At 59.5% G+C, this 21,366-nt stretch carries 22 protein-coding genes and 1 pseudogene; 7 read left to right on the top strand and 16 right to left on the bottom strand.

The window, feature by feature from the left end; translation table 11 throughout:
• Positions 1-62 precede the first annotated feature (62 nt).
• Genes QLG10_RS02520 through gnd form a run of 3 tightly spaced genes read right to left on the bottom strand, consistent with a single transcriptional unit; the run spans position 63 to position 3,381 of the window.
• Complete coding sequence (locus tag QLG10_RS02520; RefSeq protein ID WP_188264503.1) at positions 63-884, bottom strand: HAD family hydrolase; 822 nt, start codon at positions 882-884, stop codon at positions 63-65.
• Complete coding sequence (zwf, locus tag QLG10_RS02515; protein WP_110747549.1) at positions 881-2,404, bottom strand: glucose-6-phosphate dehydrogenase; 1,524 nt, start codon at positions 2,402-2,404, stop codon at positions 881-883. The genes QLG10_RS02520 and zwf overlap by 4 nt, the downstream gene beginning before the upstream one ends.
• Positions 2,401-3,381 (bottom strand): phosphogluconate dehydrogenase (NAD(+)-dependent, decarboxylating), encoded by a 981-nt coding sequence (gnd, locus tag QLG10_RS02510; RefSeq protein ID WP_110747551.1) that lies wholly within the window; start codon positions 3,379-3,381, stop codon positions 2,401-2,403. The genes zwf and gnd overlap by 4 nt, the downstream gene beginning before the upstream one ends.
• 273 nt (positions 3,382-3,654) lie before the next feature.
• Here gnd and QLG10_RS02505 point away from each other — a divergent pair, with 273 nt between their 5' ends.
• The 4 genes and pseudogenes from QLG10_RS02505 to QLG10_RS02490 all read left to right on the top strand — a co-directional run bounded on the left by QLG10_RS02505 (position 3,655) and on the right by QLG10_RS02490 (position 6,439).
• The gene (locus QLG10_RS02505; RefSeq protein ID WP_177411564.1) at positions 3,655-3,831 is read left to right on the top strand and encodes a DUF6026 family protein; all 177 of its coding nucleotides are present in this window, start codon (positions 3,655-3,657) and stop codon (positions 3,829-3,831) included.
• 196 nt (positions 3,832-4,027) lie between these two features.
• The gene (locus tag QLG10_RS02500) at positions 4,028-5,758 is read left to right on the top strand and encodes a phosphoethanolamine transferase CptA (protein WP_282485422.1); all 1,731 of its coding nucleotides are present in this window, start codon (positions 4,028-4,030) and stop codon (positions 5,756-5,758) included.
• A gap of 151 nt (positions 5,759-5,909) precedes the next feature.
• Positions 5,910-6,116, top strand: a pseudogene (locus QLG10_RS02495) (hypothetical protein); the annotation flags it as partial.
• A gap of 107 nt (positions 6,117-6,223) precedes the next feature.
• On the top strand, positions 6,224-6,439 hold the full coding sequence (locus QLG10_RS02490; protein ID WP_020797165.1) for a hypothetical protein: 216 nt from the start codon (positions 6,224-6,226) through the stop codon (positions 6,437-6,439).
• Between the two features lie 132 nt (positions 6,440-6,571).
• Here QLG10_RS02490 and QLG10_RS02485 read toward each other — a convergent pair whose 3' ends face one another.
• The 5 genes from QLG10_RS02485 to QLG10_RS02465 form a co-directional block, all read right to left on the bottom strand.
• The gene (locus tag QLG10_RS02485; RefSeq protein WP_248677584.1) at positions 6,572-7,063 is read right to left on the bottom strand and encodes a GNAT family N-acetyltransferase; all 492 of its coding nucleotides are present in this window, start codon (positions 7,061-7,063) and stop codon (positions 6,572-6,574) included.
• Positions 7,064-7,154: 91 nt separating this feature from the next.
• Positions 7,155-7,736 carry a DinB family protein gene (locus tag QLG10_RS02480; RefSeq protein ID WP_110747556.1) on the bottom strand — a complete coding sequence of 194 codons (582 nt, stop codon included), beginning with the start codon at positions 7,734-7,736 and terminating at the stop codon, positions 7,155-7,157.
• 18 nt (positions 7,737-7,754) lie between these two features.
• Entirely contained in the window at positions 7,755-8,873 is a 1,119-nt protein-coding gene (gene zapE / locus QLG10_RS02475) for a cell division protein ZapE (protein WP_188264506.1), read from the bottom strand.
• A 253-nt stretch (positions 8,874-9,126) separates the two neighbouring features.
• Positions 9,127-10,086, bottom strand: coding sequence for an agmatinase (gene speB, locus QLG10_RS02470; protein WP_282485421.1), 960 nt, complete (start codon positions 10,084-10,086; stop codon positions 9,127-9,129).
• Positions 10,087-10,099: 13 nt separating this feature from the next.
• Positions 10,100-11,191 carry a polyamine ABC transporter substrate-binding protein gene (locus QLG10_RS02465; RefSeq protein ID WP_282485420.1) on the bottom strand — a complete coding sequence of 364 codons (1,092 nt, stop codon included), beginning with the start codon at positions 11,189-11,191 and terminating at the stop codon, positions 10,100-10,102.
• Between the two features lie 101 nt (positions 11,192-11,292).
• Between QLG10_RS02465 and QLG10_RS02460 the strand changes: the two genes are divergently transcribed.
• Both QLG10_RS02460 and QLG10_RS02455 read left to right on the top strand, forming a co-directional pair.
• Entirely contained in the window at positions 11,293-12,186 is an 894-nt protein-coding gene (locus tag QLG10_RS02460; protein ID WP_282485419.1) for a LysR family transcriptional regulator, read from the top strand.
• 188 nt (positions 12,187-12,374) lie between these two features.
• Positions 12,375-13,802, top strand: a complete 1,428-nt coding sequence (locus tag QLG10_RS02455) for a nucleobase:cation symporter-2 family protein (RefSeq protein ID WP_110747569.1) — start codon at positions 12,375-12,377, stop codon at positions 13,800-13,802.
• On the opposite strand, the gene QLG10_RS02450 is transcribed toward QLG10_RS02455, so the two are convergent.
• Both QLG10_RS02450 and QLG10_RS02445 read right to left on the bottom strand, forming a co-directional pair.
• On the bottom strand, positions 13,792-14,715 hold the full coding sequence (locus QLG10_RS02450; protein WP_110747572.1) for a carbon-nitrogen hydrolase family protein: 924 nt from the start codon (positions 14,713-14,715) through the stop codon (positions 13,792-13,794). The genes QLG10_RS02455 and QLG10_RS02450 overlap by 11 nt on opposite strands.
• Before the next feature lie 772 nt (positions 14,716-15,487).
• Positions 15,488-15,775, bottom strand: coding sequence for a helix-turn-helix transcriptional regulator (locus QLG10_RS02445; RefSeq protein ID WP_282485418.1), 288 nt, complete (start codon positions 15,773-15,775; stop codon positions 15,488-15,490).
• Positions 15,776-15,862: 87 nt separating this feature from the next.
• Between QLG10_RS02445 and QLG10_RS02440 the strand changes: the two genes are divergently transcribed.
• Positions 15,863-16,342, top strand: a complete 480-nt coding sequence (locus tag QLG10_RS02440) for a hypothetical protein (protein WP_282485417.1) — start codon at positions 15,863-15,865, stop codon at positions 16,340-16,342.
• Positions 16,343-16,638: 296 nt separating this feature from the next.
• Here the strand turns inward: QLG10_RS02440 and QLG10_RS02435 are convergent, their stop codons facing one another.
• From QLG10_RS02435 to QLG10_RS02410, 6 genes are read right to left on the bottom strand one after another with little or no spacing between them, the layout of a single operon-like run.
• Positions 16,639-17,064 carry a hypothetical protein gene (locus QLG10_RS02435; RefSeq protein WP_282485416.1) on the bottom strand — a complete coding sequence of 142 codons (426 nt, stop codon included), beginning with the start codon at positions 17,062-17,064 and terminating at the stop codon, positions 16,639-16,641.
• 18 nt (positions 17,065-17,082) lie between these two features.
• Positions 17,083-18,276 carry an MFS transporter gene (locus tag QLG10_RS02430; RefSeq protein WP_282485415.1) on the bottom strand — a complete coding sequence of 398 codons (1,194 nt, stop codon included), beginning with the start codon at positions 18,274-18,276 and terminating at the stop codon, positions 17,083-17,085.
• Positions 18,276-19,013, bottom strand: coding sequence for an alpha/beta hydrolase (locus QLG10_RS02425; protein ID WP_282485414.1), 738 nt, complete (start codon positions 19,011-19,013; stop codon positions 18,276-18,278). The genes QLG10_RS02430 and QLG10_RS02425 overlap by 1 nt, the downstream gene beginning before the upstream one ends.
• A gap of 42 nt (positions 19,014-19,055) precedes the next feature.
• Positions 19,056-19,913 carry a cache domain-containing protein gene (locus QLG10_RS02420; RefSeq protein ID WP_282485413.1) on the bottom strand — a complete coding sequence of 286 codons (858 nt, stop codon included), beginning with the start codon at positions 19,911-19,913 and terminating at the stop codon, positions 19,056-19,058.
• Positions 19,910-20,791, bottom strand: a complete 882-nt coding sequence (gene panC, locus QLG10_RS02415; RefSeq protein ID WP_282485412.1) for a pantoate--beta-alanine ligase — start codon at positions 20,789-20,791, stop codon at positions 19,910-19,912. Before panC ends, QLG10_RS02420 begins: the two co-directional genes overlap by 4 nt.
• 4 nt (positions 20,792-20,795) lie before the next feature.
• Positions 20,796-21,347 carry a glutathione peroxidase gene (locus QLG10_RS02410; RefSeq protein ID WP_282485411.1) on the bottom strand — a complete coding sequence of 184 codons (552 nt, stop codon included), beginning with the start codon at positions 21,345-21,347 and terminating at the stop codon, positions 20,796-20,798.
• Between the last annotated feature and the right edge of the window lie 19 nt (positions 21,348-21,366).

Below are 21,366 nucleotides of genomic sequence, written 5' to 3'. Positions count from 1 at the left end.
ATTAATGTTGAATGACACACCGCCTTCGCGAGCAAGCCCGCTCCCACATTTGGATTGTGTGGCTATCGAGGGAGGATGTAGCGCTCGATGGCCTGGGCCGCCCCGTCCTCGGTGTTGGTCCCCGTCACCACATCGGCCTGGCGTTTGACTTCGTCCTCCGCCTGGCCCATGGCGATCGACAACCCGGCCACATGAAACATCGCCGGGTCGTTGCCGCCATCGCCCATGGCCGCTGTCTGTGCCAGCGGCACACCGAGAAACTCGGCCAGCGTCGCCAGCGCCTGCCCCTTGTTGGCCTGCATCGCAGTTACGTCCAGATACACCGGCTGTGAACGCGAGACTTGGGCCTGGCCTTCAACTTTCGCCAGCAACCGGGCCTCCAGCTCAACCAGCAACTGCGTGTTGCTGCTGGCGGCGACGATCTTGTCGATGCGGGCCAGGTACGGTTCGTAGCTTTCGACCACCACTGGCGGATATCCCAGCCCGTGTTGTTCGCGCGGCACCAAGGGGCCGGTCGCGTCTTTCACCAGCCAGTCGCCGCAACTGAACACCCAGACTTCGATCTCCGGTTGATCGGCGAACAGCGCCAGGGTCATCAATGCTGCCGTGGCCGGCAAATAATGCGCGACGAGCAAACTGCCATCGGGATGAACGACGGTGCCGCCGTTGAAGGCTGCCGTGGGCAGGTCAACGCCCAAGGCCTCGATCGTTTGCAACATGGCCCTGGGTGGACGCCCCGTGGCCAGGCTGAACGACACTCCGGCTTCACGCAACGAACGGACCGCGTCGATGGTGCGTTGGCTGAGACTGTGATCGGGCAACAATAACGTGCCGTCCATGTCACTGAGCAGCAAGCGGATGGGTTGTTGCGACTCGTCACTCATCCGAGGCCGTGCCAGACGCGGCCATCGCGAGCCAGCAGTTCTTCGGCGGCTTGCGGTCCGTTTTCACCTGCGGCATAGCCCTGCACACTGGCATCCTGCTGCCAGGCGTCCAGGAAAGGCTGCACCGCACGCCAGCCGTTCTCGATGTTGTCGGCGCGCTGGAACAGGGTCTGATCGCCGGTCAGGCAATCGTAGATCAAGGTTTCGTAGCCGGTGGACGGCTGCATTTCGAAGAAATCCTTGTAGGCAAACCCCAGTTCGATGTTGTCCATCTTCAGGGTCTGGCCGGGGCGCTTGGCCAGTAGGTCGAACCACATGCCTTCGTTGGGTTGAATCTGGATGCGCAGGTAGGTGGGTGCCAGCTCATCGACTTCGGTATCGCGGAACTGCGCATAAGGCGCAGGTTTGAAGCAGATGACGATTTCGGTGTCGCGCACGCTCATGCGCTTGCCGGTACGCAGGTAGAAAGGCACGCCAACCCAGCGCCAGTTATCGATCATGACTTTCAGGGCGACATAGGTTTCGGTGTTGCTGTCGGGCGCTACCTTGTCTTCCTGGCGATAACCGCGCAGTGGCTGACCATCGACTTCGCCAGCGGTGTACTGGCCGCGCACCGAATTGGCACGGGCCTCGTCCACCGACCAGGGACGAATCGCGCCGACCACCTTGGCTTTCTCACCGCGAACCGCATCGGCGCCAAACGCGGCCGGTGGCTCCATGGCCACCATCGCCAACAACTGGAACAGGTGATTGGGCACCATGTCCCGCAGGGCGCCGGTGTTTTCGTAGAAACTGCCACGGGTTTCAACGCCGACGGTTTCGGCGGCGGTGATTTGCACGTGGTCGATGTAATGGTTGTTCCAGAACGCCTCAAACAGGCTGTTGGAGAACCGGCTGACCAGGATGTTCTGCACGGTCTCCTTGCCCAGGTAATGATCGATTCGGTAGATCTGCTTTTCCGACATGACCTTGAGCAGGCAGGCGTTCAGGGCCTCGGCGGTCTGCAGGTCGGAACCGAAAGGCTTTTCGATCACCACCCTGCGAAACGCCTCGGGGCTTTCCTGCAGCAAGCCGGACGCGCCGAGGCGGCGCACCACTTCACTGAAAAAGCGTGGCGCGGTGGCCAGGTAGAACACCGCGTTGCCAGTGCCGCTGGCGGCGATTTTTGCCGCCAGCGCTTGATAAGTGCCGTCGTCCAGGAAATCGCCCTGGACGTAGCTGATGCCTTTGGCGAGATTGGCCCACACAGCCGGGTCAAGGGCCTGATCGCCCTTGCCGATTTTGCCGGCCACCTCATTGCGAATGAAGTCCTCGAGCTTTTGCGCGAAGCCTTCATCGCTGATGGCGTTATGGTCAACGCCGACGATCCGCAAGCCATCCCCGAGTAAACCGTCGCGCTTGAGGTTGTACAGCGCCGGCATCAGCAGGCGCTTGACCAGATCACCGTGGGCGCCGAACAGGAACAGCGTGGTGGGTGGCGCGGGTTCAGTCTTGGATTTCCTGCGGATCCCATGGGTCATTTTTTCGCGGTCTCCACGTGGCCGCCGAAGCCGAAGCGCTGGGCCGAGAGAATCTTGTCGCCAAAAGTGCCCTGGCCACGGGAGCGGTAGCGGGCGAACAGCGAGTTCGACAGCACCGGTACAGGCACGGCCTGCTCCATGGCGGCCTCGATGGTCCATTGACCTTCGCCGCTGTCAGCCACGGAACCCGAGAAGCCGTCGAGTTTCGGATCGCTGGCCAGCGCGTCGGCCGTCAAGTCCAGCAGCCAGGACGACACCACGCTGCCCCGACGCCAGACTTCGGCGATGTCGGCGACGTTCAGGTCAAAACGCTGGTCTTCCGGCAGCTTGGTGCTGGACTTGGTCTTGAGGATGTCGAAACCTTCGGCGAAGGCCTGCATCATGCCGTATTCGATGCCGTTGTGGATCATCTTGACGAAATGCCCGGCACCGGCGGGACCGGCGTGGATATAGCCGCGCTCGGCGCGATCGTCATCGGACTTGCGGTCCTTGGTGCGCGGGATATCGCCCATGCCTGGGGCGAGGCTGTCGAACAGCGGATCAAGACGCCTAACGGTCTGCGTGTCGCCACCGATCATCATGCAATACCCGCGCTCCAGGCCCCAGACACCGCCGGAGGTGCCGACGTCGATATAGTGCAGGCCTTTTTCCGAAAGGGTCTTGGCCCGGCGGATGTCGTCCTTATAGAAGGTGTTGCCACCGTCGATGATGGTATCGCCGGCTTCGAGCAAGGTGCTCAGGGTGTCGATGGTGTCTTCGGTCGGTGCGCCTGCCGGCAACATGACCCACACCGCTCGTGGTTTGGCCAGGCCAGCGACCAGGGCCGGCAAATCGGCGACGCCGGTGGCGCCTTCGCTGCTCAAGGTATCGACGAAGGCGGTATTGCGGTCGTACACAACGGTGGTATGTCCGTTGAGCATCAGGCGCCGCGCAATATTGCCGCCCATGCGGCCCAGTCCAATAATCCCGAGTTGCATGTGCTGATGCTCCCTACTACAAATAAAAGTGTGTCAAAGGTTATAGCCCAACGCGACTCATGAGGTTAGTCCAGAGCGTTGGCATGAAGTTTCCGGGCATTGTGCCCGATCCTGATGGATAACGTCGGGAATCGTGCCGAAGACACAACGACCATGAAAAATAAAAAAGTTCCCTTCAGGGGCAAAAGAAATCAAAATTGGCGCCGATAGTAGATGAGCCACCGATTTCGAGGGCCAACCTACAGTTGAAACACGCCATTTGCGAGGTGAGCAATGGGCACAGTACACACCGCACTGCCAGCACAAACCCTTTACGTCACTATCCGTCGCGATGAATTGCGTCAGTTGAAAGACGAGCGTGACCAGTTGAAACAGGAGCTGGCGCAACTGCGCTTGCTGATCCAGGGCCAACAGCCCATGCCATTGCCCCAGCGGGCACCCCACGCCTGATCTCCTCGCCTTTGTCGGAAGTAGTACCGCACTGCTTCCGGCGCGCCGCATCCCCTTTGACTGCAATAACTCACGAAATTTTCACATTCGCCTGTTGATACTCCGGCGCATTGTGCGCCGCCTGGCCTGTGCGCGCCCGCCGTTCTCGGTGCTTGCGTGGCCTGGCGGTACGAGTGACTACTGGCTGGAGCGTTGAATGACTTGGTTTAAACGCAGCGATTCGTCTGCGGAAGGTTTCGATTGGGCAGGGTTTCTCTGGCTGTTCCTGTTCTTCTGGTATTTTTCCGGCATCACCCAACTGTTGATCCAGCTGACCGGCACCTCCGGTTTCACCGGGTTTCGCCAGGCGTTCGTGATGAGTGCCATCTGGTTGGCGCCGATGCTGTTGTTCCCAAGGCAAACCCGAGTGATGGCCGCGGTCATCGGCGTGGTGTTGTGGGCGTGCTCGATGGCCAGCCTCGGTTACTTCTTCATCTATCAGCAGGAATTCTCCCAAAGCGTCATCTTCATCATGTTCGAGTCGAACGTGTCCGAAGCTGGCGAGTACATGACCCAGTATTTTGCCTGGTGGATGGTTCCAGCCTTCCTCGCGCACACCGCGGTCGGCTATTTCCTGTGGACACGCCTGCGCCCGGTGTACCTGCCTCGCGCCAAGGCCCTGGTGGTGGCTACCGCCATACTGGTCGGCGTGGTCGGTTATCCACTGGTCAAGCAAACGATGCGTACCGGCAGCTTCGCCGAGGGCTTCGAGAAGTTCGAAACCCGCGTCGAGCCGGCTGTGCCATGGCAGATGGCCGTGGCCTATCACCGCTACCTCGATACCCTGGCCAGCATGCAGCAGATGCTGCACAGCGCGAGCAAGGCCGCGCCACTGCACAACTTCAAGGATTCCACGGCCAACCAGCCCGCCACCCTCGTGTTGGTGATTGGCGAATCCACCAACCGTCAACGCATGAGCCTGTACGGCTACCCTCGGCAAACCACTCCGGAACTGGACAAGCTCAAGGACCAACTGGCGGTCTTCGATAACGTCATCACGCCGCGCCCCTACACCATCGAGGCGTTGCAGCAGGTTCTGACTTTCGCTGACGAAGAAAACCCTGAGCTGTACCTGTCCACGCCGTCATTGGTCGCCATGATGAAACAGGCTGGCTACAAGACGTTCTGGATCACCAACCAGCAGACCATGACCAAGCGCAACACCATGCTCACGACCTTCTCCGAGCAGGCCGACGAACAGGTGTACCTGAACAACAATCGCAACCAGAATGCCGCCCAGTACGATGGCGACGTGATCGAGCCGTTCAACAAAGCCCTGGCCGACGCGGCACCGCGCAAGCTGATCGTGGTGCATTTGCTTGGCACGCACATGAGCTATCAGTACCGCTACCCTGCGACCTTCGACACGTTCAAGGATCGCAACGGTGTTCCGGCCGGCGTGCGGGACGATCAACTGCCCACCTATAACAGCTACGACAACGCCGTGCGGTACAACGACTTCGTGGTGTCGAGCCTGATCAAGGACTTCGCCAAGTCTGACCCGAACGGCTTCCTGCTCTACCTCTCCGACCACGGTGAAGACGTGTTCGACTCCCCTGGCCATGGCACCCTCGGGCGCAACGAGAGCAAGCCGACGGCGCCGATGTACACCATCCCGTTCATGGCCTGGGCCTCGCCAAGATGGCGCGAAACCCACGACTGGAACTTTGCCGCTGACCTGGGGCGTCCGTACAGCAGCTCGCACCTGATCCATACCTGGGCAGACCTGGCGGGGTTGAGTTTCGATGAACTCGATCGCAGCAAGAGCGTGGTCAGCGACAGCTTCAAGGCGCGCCCCTTGCTGATCGGCAATCCTTACGAGCAGCAACAGCGGCCATTGATCGATTTCAGCCTGATCAAGCCCAAGGCGGCAGTTGCGCAGCAATAACCTGTACCTGTACCTGTACCTGTACCTGTACCTGTAGGAGCGAGCATGCTCGCTCCTACAGGGAGGTTTATGCATACCCAACAACACGAAAATAATACTAATTCTCGTTTACCTCTAAATCCCTCCACCCTCCTTCGTCTTTGACAACAGCATCATCACCGAGCGCATGAACATCCAGCAGGAGGCCTACACCGTGGTCAACCTGATGTCGCGCTACGCATTCGACCGGCACCTGTCGGCCTCGTTGAACGTCAACAACCTGTTCGACAAGAAGTACTACGACAACGTCGGGTTTTATAACGGTGTGTATTGGGGCGATCCGCGCACGGTGACCCTGAGCCTGGACTGGACACTCTAGGCGATGTTAATTCCCATTTAACGGAATCGGCGGATAATGAGCGTTCGACTTTGATTCATTGACTCATGGACGAAAGGCATCCGACATCTGTAAGTGGGAGGCACACCATGAAAAGATCCACGTTGATCCTCGCAGTCCTGATGACGTTAGGCTCCGCCAGCGCCTTTGCCGAAGGCGGCGCCGAACGCATGCGCTACTACTACGAGACCTTGCACTACAACCAGCAGGTGGCGCTGGGCAACATCACGCCAGGCCAGGCGAAGGAACTGCGAGTGCCGGACGATCAAACTGCGCAAATGACCGAGTCCTATAGGCCGAAATAATCGACTTCTGCCTGTCTGTCTTTCTGTAGGAGCGAGCATGCTCGCGATGGTGGTCAACGATGACGCGGGGCACCAAATACCCCTCGTTGTCCTTGAGTCCATCGCGAGCATGCTCGCTCCTACACAGGGGGATTAAAGCGGCTTGATCCAGAACATCATGCGCCCGTGCGCCGGATCAAACTCTCCCGGGGCGAAGCCGAACTTGGTGTAGGAACCCTGCGCCGGCCCATTGCCTTCCAGCACCTCAAGGGTGATTTTGCAGCAGCCGCGCTGGCGGGCGATGTCCTCGACCTTGTGCAGCATCCGCTGGCTCAGACCCAAGCCGCGAAACTTCGGCACCACCGCCACGTCGTGCACGTTGACCAATGGCCGACAGGCAAAGGTCGAAAACCCTTCAAAGCAATTGATCAACCCGGCCGGCTCGCCGCCCACGAAGGCCAGCACGCTGAACGCATGGGGGCGCTTGGCCAATTCAGCCGGCAGATGTTCCAGTACGGTGGCGGGCAGGGAGTGACCACCCCCCATTGGATCTTCGGCGTAGCTGTTCAATACCAGGCATATCGCCTCGGCATGTACCGGATTGGTATAACTGGCTTGAAGTACAAGAATTTCTGCGGAATCCATTTCCATCCTCGATCACATGAAGTAGTCCCGATACGTAAGCATCGGACTACGACCCTATCCTGAGCGTCCTGCGTGTTGCAATCTTTTGATCTCAATGCCCCCAGATCAGCGCTTCGGTCCATCCCAGCTCGGCAAAATCCTCAGCCCGCAGGTGCGACTCGCCGGCGCAGAAAAACTCGTCCAGCTGCGGCGGCTCGACCGAAGTCCCACTGAGCATCGCGTGCACCTGCCCGCGATGATGAATCTGATGCTCGAAAAGATGCGACAGCAGGCGCAGGCGGCTGTCGTATTGCGGTGTGTCCCGGGCGATGGTCACGATCTTGCCGAGGTCGGCGTCGCGCATTTGTTCGCAGTAGGCGATCAATCGCCGGTCGACCTGCGCCTGTTCGCGCTTGAGGTCGCCGGCCTGGGTAAAGGGCACGTCGTCCTTGAAGAACACGTAGCAATCAGGATGGGGGTCGTCACCGCGCAACTCGCGCTCAAGGGCATCCACATAGAACCAATCGCAGGTCAGGATGTGGTTGAGGGTTGCGCTGAGACTGGGAAAGAAGCTGACCCGGGGGGCCGTCAACGCCTCCTGGCTCAACTGACACCAGGCCTTGGCCAGCCGGTGATTGGCCCAGGCATTCTGATAGGCCATGGTCAACAAATGGTGGGACAGAGGTTGATTCATGTTCACGCCTCCTGGAATTCACGCCTCGGCAAAACGTTGCAGCTGCATTTCCTGCAGGCGACTGAGGGTGCGGCGGAAGGGAAATTCCAGGTAGCCCTCAGTGTAAAGCGCGTCCATGGGCACCTGGGCTTCGAGGTACAGCGGCACTTTACGGTCGTAACACTCGTCCACCAGCGCGATGAAACGCCGTACACCATCGTCATGCACCGACAACTGCGGCAATTCTCGGTCGCCTGCCACCACGCGCTCGACCCCGTCCTCAGTGCCCCGGGCAATGCGCCCGGCGCGCTTTTGCGCGCTGAGGTTGGGCACGTCACCTAGAAGAATAGCGCTGAAGGTGTCGCACAGGGTCATGAAATCCATCGCGGCAAAGGGCTGCTCGCAGAGGTCGGCATAACGGCACCAAAGCACGCTCTGGCTGGCCTGCACCACTTCCAGCGAACGGTAGCCGACCTTGATCGGCGCGCTCGAAACCGCTTGGCCCAGGGTCAGCACCTTGAATACGTCTGCCAATGCACTGGGCTGTCCGGGGGCCGCCACCCAGTAACGTTGCAAGCCCTGCCCCGGATGCAGGCGATGGTCTTCGCCGCCGTCCACCGCGATCACTTGCATGTGCTGCTTGATCGCGGCGATGGCCGGCGTGAAGCGATCGCGGTTGAAACCGTCGGCGTACAACTGGTCCGGTGGCAGGTTGGAGGTGCAGACCACCACCACGCCCTGTTCAAACATCACCTGGAACAGGCGCCCGAGGATGATCGCGTCGCCGATGTCATTGACGAATAACTCGTCAAAACACAGTACGCGCACTTCTTCGCTGAGTTCGCGGGCCAGGGCCTTCAATGGGTCGGCGGTACCGGTCAGCTGGAATGAACGCTGGTGCACCCAACCCATGAAATGGTGAAAATGCTGACGCCGGGCCGGCACCCGCAGGGTCTGGTAGAACTGGTCCATCAACCAGGTCTTGCCACGCCCGACCGGGCCCCAGAGGTACACGCCCATCATCGGCCTGCGGCCTTCATGGAGCGCTTCATGGCACTTTTGCAGGGCCCAGACGGCATGTTCCTGGGCTTCGTCCTGGACGAAACCCTTCTGTTCGATCGCGTGCTGCCAGGCACTGAGGGGAGAGTCGACTTTCATGCGCGGCAGTATGCCACCCGTCGACCACCTCTTCTGTAAAATTTCTGTCCGTTCCCATGTGTGTGGTCAAGGACGTTCACGGCTTCAGCAGTGGCGTATCCCTGGATCTATGCAAAATCCCGGAGGCCGGCCCCCGATCAACTGCAGGAGCGAGCCTGCTCGCGAAAAAAACGGAGGGCACGGCGGGGCGTCAGGTTTCCGCGTCATCGTTGGCCTCTATCGCGAGCAGGCTTGCTCCTGCAGGGGGTGGGCGTTATCGGTCGACTTTATGTTTCGCCGCATACAGGCACAGCATCTCCATCGCCAGCGTCGCCGCCGCCAATGAGGTGATGTCCGCATTGTCATAGGCCGGCGCCACCTCCACCACATCCATGCCCACCAGGTTGATCCCGCGCAAGCCGCCGAGGATTTCCAGCGCCTGCACGGTGCTCAAGCCGCCACACACCGGGGTGCCGGTGCCGGGTGCGAACGCCGGATCGAGACAGTCGATGTCGAACGTCAGGTACACCGGGTTGTCACCGACCCTTGCACGAATGGCTTTGACGATCGCATCGACGCCACGCCGGTGCACCTGCCGCGCATCCAGCACCGCAAACCCCTGGGGATCGTCGTTGGTGGTGCGCAAGCCGATCTGCACCGAACGTGACGGATCGACCAGCCCTTCCCTGGCCGCATGCCAGAACATGGTGCCGTGGTCGATGCGCTTGCCCTCTTCGTCCGGCCAGGTATCGCTGTGAGCGTCGAAGTGAATCAGCGACAGAGCGCCATGCTTGCGCGCATGGGCCTTGAGCAGCGGATAGGTGATGAAATGGTCGCCGCCGAAAGTCAGCATCGCACTGCCCGCATCGAGGATGTACTCGGCGTGGGCTTCGATACGTTCGGGGGTCGACTGCGGCGAACCGTAGTCGAAGTCGCAGTCACCGAAGTCGACCACCGCCAGATGATCGAATGGGTCGAAGGTCCACGGCCAGTGGCGCTCCCAGGCAATCCCGGTGGACGCGGCGCGGATTCCGCGGGGTCCGAAGCGGGCGCCGGGGCGGTTGCTGGTCGCGGTGTCGAACGGCACGCCGCTGACCGCGACGTCGACTCCGCGCAAGTCGCGGCTGTAGCGTCGGCGCATGAAACTGGTGATGCCAGCGTAGGTGCTTTCGGCGGCGGTTCCATAAAGGCTGTCACGGGTGATGGCCTGATCGTTCTGCAGGGGGACGTCCATTGAAGGATCCTTGTTATTGGCGGCTACGGAAAGTGGTCCACACGCGGGTACGCTGGCGCATGTCCTTGAGGCTCATGCTGCGGTCGGCGTACAGGCGCTGACGGATGTCGGCGGGTGGAAATATGTCCGGGTCGCTGCGCACCGCCTCGTCGACCAGCGGCGTCGCGGCCCGGTTGGCGGTGGCGAAGAACAGCGTGTTGGTGAGCGCGGCGACGGACTCGGGGCGCAGCATGAATTCGATGAATTGGCGCGCGGCTTCCGGGTGTGGCGCGTCCTTGGGGATCGCCAGGTTGTCCTGCCAAACCAGGGTGCCTTCCTTGGGAATCCGGTAGGCGATTTCATAGGGTTTGCTGGCCTTGCGCGCCTGATCGGCAGCCATGCTGGCGTCACCGTTGTAAGCCAGGGCCAGGCAGACGCTGCCGTTGGCCAGGTCGTTGATCTGCCGGCCGCTGGCGACATACAGCACCGATGGCTGTAGTTGATGCAGCAGCGCTTGCGCCGCGTCGAGATCTGTCTTGTCGGTGCTGTAGGGGTCCTTGCCCAGGTAATGCAATGCCAGGCCGATCACTTCCTGCGGCGAGTCGATGATCGCAATGCCGCAGTCCTTGAGCTTGCTGGCGTACTCGGGTTTGAACAACAGGTCCAGGCTGTTGAGCGGCACGTTCGGCAGGCGTTTGTGCAGCGCCACGATATTCATCCCCAACCCCAGCGTGCCCCAGGTGTAAGGCACGCCGAATTGATTGCCGGGATCGACCGCGGCGAGTTTCTCCAGCAAGTCCGGGTCCAGATTGGCGTAGCCCTTCAAGCCTTCGTGGGCAATGGCTTGCAACGCACCGGCCGCCAGGCCACGGGCCAGGACACTGGACGACGGCACCACCACGTCATAGCCACTGCCGCCGGTGAGCAATTTGGTTTCCAGCACTTCCGGCGCATCAAACGTGTCGTAGCGCACGTGAATACCGGTTTCCTGTTCAAAGCGCTGCAGGGTTTCGGGCGCGACGTAATCGGCCCAACTGTACAGATTGACGACTCTGTCTTCGGCCTGTGCCGCAGTGGCCATGGCAATGAACAGCGCGGGAACACACAGCTTGAATAGGCAATTCATGACCAACACCTGACCGGGGGAAGTGGATGCAGGATGCGTCGTCGATTACATTGGTAAAATATAAAGATTGTTAACCTGACATTATCCCGGAGTAATGTTTAATGCTCGGTCAACTGCATGACCTGGACCTTCAATTGCTGCGCCTGTTTGTCAGCGTGGTCGAGTGCGGTGGCTTCAGCGCAGCCCAGGGTGAACTGGGCCTGAGCCAGTCGAGCATCAGCCAGCAAATGGCCAGGCTGGAGACCCGTCTCGGCTATCGCTTGTGCAGCCGTGGCAAGGGTGGCTTTCGGATCACGCCCAAAGGCGAACAATTGCTTAGCGCGACGCGCAGCCTGTTCCAGTCCATCGAGGCGTTTCGTCACCAATCCAATGGCGTGGCCGGGCGCTTGATCGGCGAGGTGCGCCTGGGCTTGTCCGAAGCGCTCGACCAATCGGTGCTGCAGCGGGTGGCCGAAGCGATCCGGCGCTTTCGCGAGCGTGACGAATCGGTGCGCATCGAGTTGATGAGCGCCATGCCCGGCGACATGGAGCGCTTGCTGTTGCAGCAGCGGCTGGACCTGGCCATCGGCTATTTCTCGCAGATCCAGAGCGCGTTTGACTACCGCGAGCTGTTTACCGAAACCCAGCACCTGTATTGCGCCGTTGGCCATCCTTTGTTCACCGACGAGGCGCCGGATGACCAGGCGCTCCAGGCATGCGACCGGGTCGATCACCCCTACCGCTTCCTGCGCAGCGACGAACCCTTTCAAGGCAAGCTCTGCTCGGCGCGCTCCGAGCAGGTCGAAGGCACCCTCGCCTTTATCCTGTCTGGCAAGCATGTGGGATATCTGCCCAGTCATTTCGCCCGCAGTTGGGAAGACAAGGGTTTGCTGCATCCAGTACGTCGCGATGACTTGAGTTTCGAGGTGGCGTTTCACCTTGCTCGCCATCGCGCGCAGGTACCCGGGGATGCGCAGAAGGCGTTTGAAGAGGACCTGCTCGCGGCGTTTGCCTGAACACTCTGTGCCTTGGGTATGTATCCGTGGCGAGGGGATTTATCCCCTCGCCACAATAAATCCACCCACCACAGATGAATGCCCTCACTACGGGATTGGGACAATCCCGAGTTTCTGTTTCAAAGTCTTTCTGGCATCCTGCGCCTCCATTTTCTGACCCGGCCCCGCCTCCCGGCACATAAACCACCATGACTTCCCCTGAAAAAACCCCGCGCCACAGTGACCTGCTCTACGGCCTCGACGACCGCCCGCACCTCACCGCCACGGTGTTCGCCGCGCTGCAGCACGTGCTCGCCAGCTTCGTCGGGATCATTACCCCGACACTGATCATGGGCAGTGCCCTGGGCTTGCAAAGCGAAATCCCCTACCTGATCAGCATGGCGCTGTTCGTCTCGGGCCTGGGCACTTTCGTCCAGGCGCGGCGCTTCGGTCCGGTGGGCTCGGGCCTGTTGTGCCTGCAAGGCACCAGTTTCTCGTTCATCAGCGTCATCCTCAGTGCCGGTTTCATGGTCAAGGCCCGGGGCGGCGGCACCGATGAAATCCTTTCGACGATCTTCGGCGTGTGCTTCTTCGCCGCCTTCATCGAAGTGGTGTTGAGCCAGTTCATCGGCAAGCTGCGGATGCTGATCACCCCGGTCGTGACCGGCACCATCATCACCCTGATGGGCTTGTCGTTGATCAAGGTCGCCATGACCGACATCGCTGGCGGCTTCGGCGCCCCCGACCTCGGCGCGGCCAGTCACCTGGGCCTGGCAGCCCTGGTGCTCGGCACCATCGTGATATTGAACCGGGTGGACGTGCCGTTCCTGCGCCTGGGCGCGATTGTCATCGGCCTGACCCTCGGCTACGCCGTCGCCTGGATGCTGGGCCACGTCGATTTCGCCAGCTTGCCGGCCGTGCCGCTGATGAGCGTGCCGGTACCGTTCAAGTATGGCTTTGCCTTCGACTGGGTGGCGTTTGTCCCGGTGGCGGTAATTTTCCTGGTGTCGCCGCTGGAAGCGGCCGGTGACCTGACCGCCAACTCGATGATTTCCCGTCAACCGGTCAAAGGCCCGGTCTACATTCGCCGAATCAAATCCGGGCTGCTCGCCGACGGCCTCAACTCAGCCATGGCAGCGGTGTTCAACAGCATGCCGATGGTGACCTTCGCGCAGAACAACGGGGTGATCCAGCTGACCGGCGTAGCCAGCCGCTACGTGGCGTTTTTCATTGCCGGCCTGTTGGTGCTGCTGGGGCTGTTCCCGATGATCGGCGCCGTGCTGCAGCTGATGCCCAAGCCGGTGCTCGGCGGTGCTGAGCTGGTGATGTTCGGCACCGTCGCCGTGGCCGGGATCAAGATCCTCGCCGAAGCCGGTTTGCATCGACGCAACATGTTGATCGTGGCGATTTCCATCGGCATGGGCCTGGGTGTGGCGGCCGTGCCGCAAGTGTTGCGCGAGCTACCCAAGGCACTGCATAACATCTTCGAATCGCCGATTACTGTCGGCGCGTTGTGCGCTATCGTGCTGAACATCTTCCTGCCCGAGGAATTCATCGAGCTGGAAGAAGACGATTTCGATCCGGAAGCCTCGATCCTCCAGGTCATGGAAAACCCGGAGGTGCCGGTCAAGTGTTGAACCTGACGCCGGGTTTGGCACGCTCATCCACAGTCAACTCGAACACGTCGGGGCGCGCGTAATGACCGACGACGTCGTAGTCGTAACGCGCGCGGATCAGGTCATCGGTGTCGATTTGGGCGGTGAGTAATCCGCGCCCGCCCCGCAGCGGCCCGGCGAGTATGTCCCCCATCGGCCCGACGATCACGCTGCCGCCGGCAATCAACGGACGGTCCGCCGGCCAGTGGGGGATCTCCACGCCCAGAGCCTGCGGTGAGTCCTGGACCTGACAGGCGCTGACCACGAAGCAACGCCCTTCATGGGCGATGTGGCGCATGCTCACCTGCCACATCTCCCGCTCGTCCACCGTGGGTGCGCACCACACCTCCACGCCCTTGGCGTACATCGCGGTGCGCAGCAGCGGCATCATGTTTTCCCAGCACACCACCGCGCCGATTCGCCCTGCCTGACTGTCGATCACCGGCAAGGTCGAGCCATCACCCTTGCCCCAGATCAGCCGTTCGGTGCCCGTGGGCATCAGCTTTCGGTGTTTGGCGACCAGTCCAGCCTGCGGATCGAAGTACAGCGCGGTGCAGTACAAGGTGCTGCCGGCGCGCTCGATGACACCGATGACCAGATTGGCCCCGGTGCGCGCCGACAGACCGGCCAGCGCTTCGGTTTCCGCGCCGGGCACATCGATGGCGTTGGCGAAATATCGGGCAAATGCTTCCCGGCCTTCCGGCAGCCGGTAACCCAGTTGCGTGCCGAATCCCTCGCCCTTCGGGTAGCCACCCAGCAACGCTTCGGGCATGACCACCAACGCCGCACCGGCTTCAAGGATGGCGTTTTCGTACGAGAGGATCTGCTCCAGGGTCTCGGCCTTGCCGCCGGGTAGAGCGCCGATTTGCAGCGCTGCAACGGTTGACTTGGGCATTGCGGTAACTCCATTCGAATCGGGTGTTGCTCATTCTCAGGCGCTACCGGATCATCAATAACCCGCACCGACATAAATCCTGGACTATTTGCCTATTTTTTTGCATTAAAAATCCAAAAAAGACACAAAACGTGGACTTCTAGTCGCCTCGGGACGGAATTCATCTAATTTCCGTCGAATGCTTCACAAAAGGTGGACCTTTGGTCGTGAGTGGTTAGAGTTCCCACGGAACAAAACATCTAAATTTCGGCGCATCAAAAACCTGAATGTTGATATTCCCCCACCTGTTTACATCTTTTCTTCGAGCGCTGCGATGCTAGTAGGAATCGGCCTTTCATAGAGTCAACGTTCGGTTGGAACCCAGAATCTGAAGGTCATAAAACGGCGCACTTTGTCAGACGCGAGCGGCTGGCTAGCCCAGCGTCCCGCTCGCGCACTCGCAATGGGTCAATCGGCGGCTTCCGAAGTCAAAAACGGTTTGAACATTCAAATCGCTCCTCCTCTAAAATCTCCCATGCAAAAATATGTCGTAACAGCCTTTTAGCCTGACGCCTACTGCCACACCCATATCTCTTTTAAAGTCGAGGAGAAAATCGCGGGGTTGAATCAATGTTCGGGTGCATTCTGCAGGACGAGTCACTATCCACCTAGCAAATACGTCCTTTCTGACGGCTGACATTATAGCGGCCCCAAAACGCTCACAATAACGCCCACCGATAGGAATCAAGCAATCACTCGCCAACGCAATCACCCCAATACGCGCGCATAATATCTACGAACCATGCTCTACGTGCTGTACCTCATGCCGTATGCGTAATAAAAGCGCCTCGATAGTCAGCGTTTCGTCCATCCGCAGATAGCAGCTAACCAGGATCGACAGCGGGTGTGAACCGATAACCGAGGCTATCTCGTCAATCTTATCCAGAGTCGGGCTTTTCAAGCCGCGCTCTAGGGTACTGACATAGGTGCGGCTGCTCACCACCGAAAGACTTTCCTGAGACAGCCCTGCGCTGACCCGATGCGTTTTCAGCGCCAGTCCAAAAGCACGTTCTAGCTCCATTTGCCCATCTCGCAAAAGGAACGATAAAGCCTGATTGCGCACTATAGGACTACAATCTATAGTGTTCATTTTCGCCGGACATGTTCGATGTTCATCACATATAGCGAGGCTGAGGTACCGCTGGGACTCTTGGCTGGCAAGTCAGATGTGCGCCATTGGCATTACGCGGAGCTGTCGCTTCCCTGCGTGTGGTTCTACGTTTCCATCGGCTACCAGCGTTCTGACAAATTCGGTCAAACCACGTTGTTACTCGCCAGCATTCGCGAGTTCGAGCAATTACTCAGCGATCGTGACGCTGACATGTGGTTAGAAGACGTCATGGTGGTTACTCCTGGTTCTGTGAACGGCTGCGGCCATTGGCGGATGGATCGGTTGAATGAACTGAGTGAAGCCGTGGAATCGAACACCGGTCAGTTGACTTACGTTTATGGGTTGGAAGATGGCCGACTCGTGATTGAGGGGCCAACTGCAGACCCGTCTAGCGTGCAAAGCGAGCGGACAATTTTCTCCATCCAGCGAGACATAACGAATGCCGTAGGCGCAGCCATCTCGCATTGCGGCGTTTGAAACGGCAGTAGCTCTCAAATTCCTGTGTCGTGATCCTGCGCGCTCACACCGACCAGTCTAACTATGAAGGTTTCGACATGGATATGAGGCAGAAATCTCTGTCACAGCGCGAGCAATTCGAAGAAGAGGCGAAGCGCCTCGGCGGCAGGAGGACTGCAAATCAGCGTCGATTTATGCAGGCGGCGAAAAAACTAGGAAGGGAGCTCGAACCGGCCGGAGTTATGACAGGCTCTGTGGAAGATTCAGCTGTCGTGTGGTAGCGGTAATCGGCCGGTTGCGCCCTCCCCATCGGGTGGCTATCGAAGATGGGGGTATAGTGCAAAGTGGCACAGGAGCATCTGAAGGCCGTCGAGATCCAGGCGCGCGCCATGGCAACCGGTCTGTCTGTCGAAGGCTACGTAGAAGCGGAAACGGCCTAGGTTGGCAAGCTCATCAAGGCGCTCGATACTGCTAAAACCAAGGAAGAGGCGGGAGCTGTAATTACGGAACATTCCGTAAATGTCGAGGCAAAGGTCGCCGCAACGGATGCGGAAGTGAAGTCGCGAGGCGAACAACCCTGCCTGGTACAGCAGCTCAAGAAGCAGCATATAACAACTGATGTTAAGCAGAAAATCCAACTCGCCGAGAAGGCGGTCAGCACTGCGTGTGAGTGAAGTTGACCGAAAATAAACTGCGGCCGGGAAAACACCATCCATCAGTGTCGGTGCTTTTTTCCGTAGCAACAGCGCCTCTAATCGCTCCTACCTTTTACTTCTACACAGGCAAAGCACCGCAACAAACCCACCCATCGACATCAACGCAGCACAGAGAAATATCGCCGCATAGCCAAGACCAGAAGCAACCAGGCCCATCACCGGGCCGGCCAGCCCCACTGCGATATCAAAGAATAAAGAAAGTGCACTGAGCGCCGAATTACGGTTGGCCGCCGGAGTGCTAGCCAGTGTTTCCATCCCTAACCCCGGATAGACCCATGACACCCCTATCCCGGTCAGCGCACCGCCAGCAATTGCCAGTGCGGGAGATGGCGCGAGCCATATCAGCAACATGCCCAAGGTCTGTACAAGCAGGCAGCCGCCCACCACCTTGTAGCCCCTGAATCGCTGCAGTATTCCGGGCGACGACAAGCGGGCAACGATAAAACCAGCACCGAACCCACTCAAACAGTAGGCGGCGTTGTCCCACCCGTGGCTGTCGAAGTACAGTGCGACGAATGCCGTCAGGCCGCCAAACCCTACTGAACTGCACACAAGGACCAGGCCATTGGGCATGACCGCGAAGAGAACTCGATAGAATGCCAATCGGGCGCCTGTGATCAAAGGCGCCGGGCGCTTGCCCAGCGCCAAAATCAGGAATATCAGGCCTAGCAACACCGTGCACAGCCCGACACTGGCGATACCCAACGAATTACGAAGCAGCACGCCCAGCGGCGCACCAACTGCCGTTCCACCGTAAGCCGCTATTCCATTCCACGACATGACCTGTGCTGCCCGGGGCGCACCACATAACCCGATGGCCCAGGTGCAACAAGGCGTGGAGATCATGGCCGTAGACGCCCCCAACACCAGCCTGCCCAGCAGTATGAGCGTCAGGGTCAACCAGGGTTGGGTGGGCAAGATGAGCGCAAGCGCGGTCAGGGTGCCGCTCAACATCAAGCCGCTGAGCCCACACACCACGGCGTATTTGGCGCCCAGGCGATCAGCCACGCCACCGGCCAACGGGCGAGCCAGGAGCGTCGCCAGATACTGCGAGCTGATCACAACGCCGGCAAAAACCGAGGTCAGGCCCAGATCATTGAGGACGTAGCCCGGCAAGACCGCAAGCGGCAAACCACTGCAGACATAGGAGATAAAGTTGAAGCAGATAATGGACAGGATCAACCAGTGGCTGCCGATAGCCTTGCCATTACTACGGCTCAAAACACCGATGTCGCCCATCAGCCTTGTTCCAGGCCCCGTACGACATCCGCAAGCAACTGCGGGTGTGATACGAATGGTTCATGCGCCGTATCGATCTCGATAACCACGCCTGCGCCGGCACGTTGCGCAAAACGCCGCTGCCAGTCGACAGGCAGGATGTTGTCGCGCAGGGTGATGATGTAACTCGCCGGAATGATTCCCGGATATCCCACGCGACTGATGGAGTCTGTCGCAACACAAAGTGGCGTCGTGTCCTGGCTCACTTCGCTTAACAACCAACCAAGGGTTTGCTCGCTCAAGTCCTGACCGAACATCGCCACGGCCAGCGCTTGAGGGGTTGTATGCGCCGGGTCCAGCGGCCAGCCGACATGGTCCGGACTTTCGCCATGCAGCCCGGTACCCAGCAGCTGCAGAATTGATTGGCCTTCACCGGGCAATGCGCAGGCCAGGTACACCAACTGCGAGTACAGCTGGGGAGCGGCCAGCACCATCATCGGCAGCAGGGCTCCCGCGATGGAATGCCCAAGCAGGACGGCCTGGTGCACCCCGAGTGCACGCAGGTCCTCATTAAGTTCATCAACCACATCATCGAGCCGCAGGGACACAACATCCCGGCCGCGCTTGGTGCCGCACCCTGGCATATCCAGGGTAATCACTCGCTCGAAGCATCCAGGCTGCTGGTTCAGCGCTTCAATAAAGGGCCCCCAACACCAGGAGCCGTGGTTGCCGCCATGCAGCAATACCAAATCAGTCATGCGCACGCTCCTGTGAGTGGGTACCGGTCGTACCTGTCTTGATCACTTGACTGCATAGCAACCCACGGCGACGACGAACCCGTTTACCCGCTGCAGAAAAGTTCTCTTGTATTCGTTTTGCCCGGTAATCGGGTTACGCCACAGATAAGCGATCTCACCTGTGTCATGGCCGCTCATCTGTTTGAGGATGTCCTCGCCAATGGGCTTGCCATCGACTGAGCGCAATGACTTGAAGTCGGTGCCGATCAACCGGGGCGAAAAACCGTGAGCCACAAACCGCTTGGTCTTGAGATCCACCACAAAGGCATACAGATCATCCTCGGTGAACTGTTTATCGTCCTGATTAATGAGCCCGAAGGTGGTTTTCGCGTCGTTGGCAACTTGTCGCGAAATCTGCCCAAGCAGCTGTTGTGCCTGTTCGGGGGAGGACCGTGGCATGTAGTAACCCACGACGATCAACCGATCCTTGACGCGCTGATAGAACACGCGTTTACGCTCGACCTTGGCGTGTTGCCAGTTCCACCAGCGATATTCGGCGCTACGCACAATGCCGTCGTCTCGCTGTGCAATGGCATGCTGGAATGCCACCTTGAGGTCATCGTCCAGGACGCTGAACACCGGCTTGCCGACCAGCGAAGCGGAAGGCCCACCGCTGGCGAGCATCACACCGGAGGTATCGACCACGTAGATGTACAGTTCACCATCGATAAAGGCCCCCTGCCGGCTGAACTCGGCCAGGACGGAGTCGCCCCTGGCTTTGTACTCGGCAACAGCTTTTACCAACAAGGCATTGGCGCGTTGAGTGTCAGCACTGTAAGCGTCCACCGGTGCTTGCTGAGCAAAACCGACGAGGGAGAAAAAGCACAGGCACAGCGCAGCGCACGCTCGATAAAGACTCATGGTTGTTCCTCTGGTGAAGTTTCCGATGCCCGAAGGTCCACCGTCAGATTGTCAATGAGCCGTGTTTTGCCAATGCGCGCCGCCACCAGAATCACAAACTGAGTATCGGTGCTTTTCAGTGGTGCCAGATCCTGGGCATTCCTGACTTCAAAGTATTCCAGCTGGAAACCGGCGTCGCTGATACGTTGATGACATTCAATCAACTGGCGCTCAGTCACCCGCCTCTCAACCTGGATACTTGCCGCCATTTGCTTCAAACAGGCGTAGAGAACGGGGGCTACCGAGCGCTCATGCTCGGTCAGATAGCCGTTGCGCGAGGATAATGCCAAGCCGTCCGCGGCCCGGATCGTCGGTGCACCGACAACGTCAGTCACCATGTTGAGATCCCTGACCATCGAGCGCACGACTGCCAGCTGCTGATAGTCCTTTTCCCCGAAAACCGCCACGTCTGGCTGGGCTATGTTCAGCAGCTTGGCGACGACCGTGGCCATGCCGTCAAAGTGACCAGGGCGTGCCGCACCACAAAGGCCTTCAGAAACGTTCGGCACACTGACGATGGCCTGATTGAGCATGCCATCCGGATAGATCTGCTCGACAGCAGGGGCAAACAGCACATCACACCCGGCATTGACCAGTTTTTCGCGATCAGCGTCGGGCGTGCGGGGATAGTTGGCCAGGTCCTCATTGGCCCCGAACTGCAGTGGATTGACGAAGATGCTGGCAACGACGAAGTCCGCTCGCTGCTTTGCACAGTGAATCAAGGCGATATGACCGGCATGCAAATTGCCCATGGTCGGCACCAGCGCGACTTTCTTGTTTTCACCCCGGGCGCGGGCCACGAGCGCACGCAGCGCGCCAACCGTATCGACTGTCTGCACTGCGTTACGCCCTTTTGGCCAGTTGCGACTCGATTGCCGCAAGCAACCGTGGATCATCCGCTGCAACGTCCGGAGCGAATCGAGCGACGACCGCACCCCGGCGATCGATCAGAAACTTCTCAAAGTTCCAGAGCACGTCCGTCGTGTTGCTGGACTCGATGCCATAACCCTTCAGACGCTCGCGCATTGGGCCCTCGCCTGTGGATTCGGGTTGAGCGGCAGTCAGTTCGGCGTAGAGAGGATGCTGCCCGCTGCCAACAACCGAGATTTTCGAGAACAGGGGAAAGTGAACGTCATAGTTCACTGAGCAGAACTCAGCGATTTCCGCGTCGCTATACGGCTCTTGTTCCCTGAAATCGTTGGCAGGGAAACCCAGCACTTCCAGCCCTTGGGAACGCTTGCTTTGGTAGAGTTTTTCCAGACCTTCGTATTGCGGGGTCAGGCCACATTTGGAAGCCACGTTGACCACCAACAGGACTTTGCCCCGATAGTCGCCAAGGCGGCTGGCGCTGCCGTCGATCTGCTTCAGCGAAATGTCGTAAAGGGAGCTACTCATTTGTCTGCCTCATGCAGGT

The sequence above is a fragment of the Pseudomonas sp. V98_8 genome, assembly GCF_029967975.1.
Lineage (GTDB): Bacteria > Pseudomonadota > Gammaproteobacteria > Pseudomonadales > Pseudomonadaceae > Aquipseudomonas > Aquipseudomonas umsongensis.
This window is presented reverse-complemented; position numbering and strand designations above follow the sequence as displayed.

What these genes read in the sequence shown, in the direction of transcription:
- QLG10_RS02520 (WP_188264503.1), bottom strand. Translation starts at nt 884, where the DNA reads ATGAGTGACGAGTCGCAACAACCCATCCGCTTGCTGCTCAGTGACATG.
- zwf (WP_110747549.1), bottom strand. Translation starts at nt 2,404, where the DNA reads ATGACCCATGGGATCCGCAGGAAATCCAAGACTGAACCCGCGCCACCC.
- gnd (WP_110747551.1), bottom strand. Translation starts at nt 3,381, where the DNA reads ATGCAACTCGGGATTATTGGACTGGGCCGCATGGGCGGCAATATTGCG.
- QLG10_RS02505 (WP_177411564.1), top strand. Translation starts at nt 3,655, where the DNA reads ATGGGCACAGTACACACCGCACTGCCAGCACAAACCCTTTACGTCACT.
- QLG10_RS02500 (WP_282485422.1), top strand. Translation starts at nt 4,028, where the DNA reads ATGACTTGGTTTAAACGCAGCGATTCGTCTGCGGAAGGTTTCGATTGG.
- QLG10_RS02490 (WP_020797165.1), top strand. Translation starts at nt 6,224, where the DNA reads ATGAAAAGATCCACGTTGATCCTCGCAGTCCTGATGACGTTAGGCTCC.
- QLG10_RS02485 (WP_248677584.1), bottom strand. Translation starts at nt 7,063, where the DNA reads ATGGATTCCGCAGAAATTCTTGTACTTCAAGCCAGTTATACCAATCCG.
- QLG10_RS02480 (WP_110747556.1), bottom strand. Translation starts at nt 7,736, where the DNA reads ATGAATCAACCTCTGTCCCACCATTTGTTGACCATGGCCTATCAGAAT.
- zapE (WP_188264506.1), bottom strand. Translation starts at nt 8,873, where the DNA reads ATGAAAGTCGACTCTCCCCTCAGTGCCTGGCAGCACGCGATCGAACAG.
- speB (WP_282485421.1), bottom strand. Translation starts at nt 10,086, where the DNA reads ATGGACGTCCCCCTGCAGAACGATCAGGCCATCACCCGTGACAGCCTT.
- QLG10_RS02465 (WP_282485420.1), bottom strand. Translation starts at nt 11,191, where the DNA reads ATGAATTGCCTATTCAAGCTGTGTGTTCCCGCGCTGTTCATTGCCATG.
- QLG10_RS02460 (WP_282485419.1), top strand. Translation starts at nt 11,293, where the DNA reads ATGCTCGGTCAACTGCATGACCTGGACCTTCAATTGCTGCGCCTGTTT.
- QLG10_RS02455 (WP_110747569.1), top strand. Translation starts at nt 12,375, where the DNA reads ATGACTTCCCCTGAAAAAACCCCGCGCCACAGTGACCTGCTCTACGGC.
- QLG10_RS02450 (WP_110747572.1), bottom strand. Translation starts at nt 14,715, where the DNA reads ATGCCCAAGTCAACCGTTGCAGCGCTGCAAATCGGCGCTCTACCCGGC.
- QLG10_RS02445 (WP_282485418.1), bottom strand. Translation starts at nt 15,775, where the DNA reads ATGGAGCTAGAACGTGCTTTTGGACTGGCGCTGAAAACGCATCGGGTC.
- QLG10_RS02440 (WP_282485417.1), top strand. Translation starts at nt 15,863, where the DNA reads ATGTTCATCACATATAGCGAGGCTGAGGTACCGCTGGGACTCTTGGCT.
- QLG10_RS02430 (WP_282485415.1), bottom strand. Translation starts at nt 18,276, where the DNA reads ATGGGCGACATCGGTGTTTTGAGCCGTAGTAATGGCAAGGCTATCGGC.
- QLG10_RS02425 (WP_282485414.1), bottom strand. Translation starts at nt 19,013, where the DNA reads ATGACTGATTTGGTATTGCTGCATGGCGGCAACCACGGCTCCTGGTGT.
- QLG10_RS02420 (WP_282485413.1), bottom strand. Translation starts at nt 19,913, where the DNA reads ATGAGTCTTTATCGAGCGTGCGCTGCGCTGTGCCTGTGCTTTTTCTCC.
- QLG10_RS02410 (WP_282485411.1), bottom strand. Translation starts at nt 21,347, where the DNA reads ATGAGTAGCTCCCTTTACGACATTTCGCTGAAGCAGATCGACGGCAGC.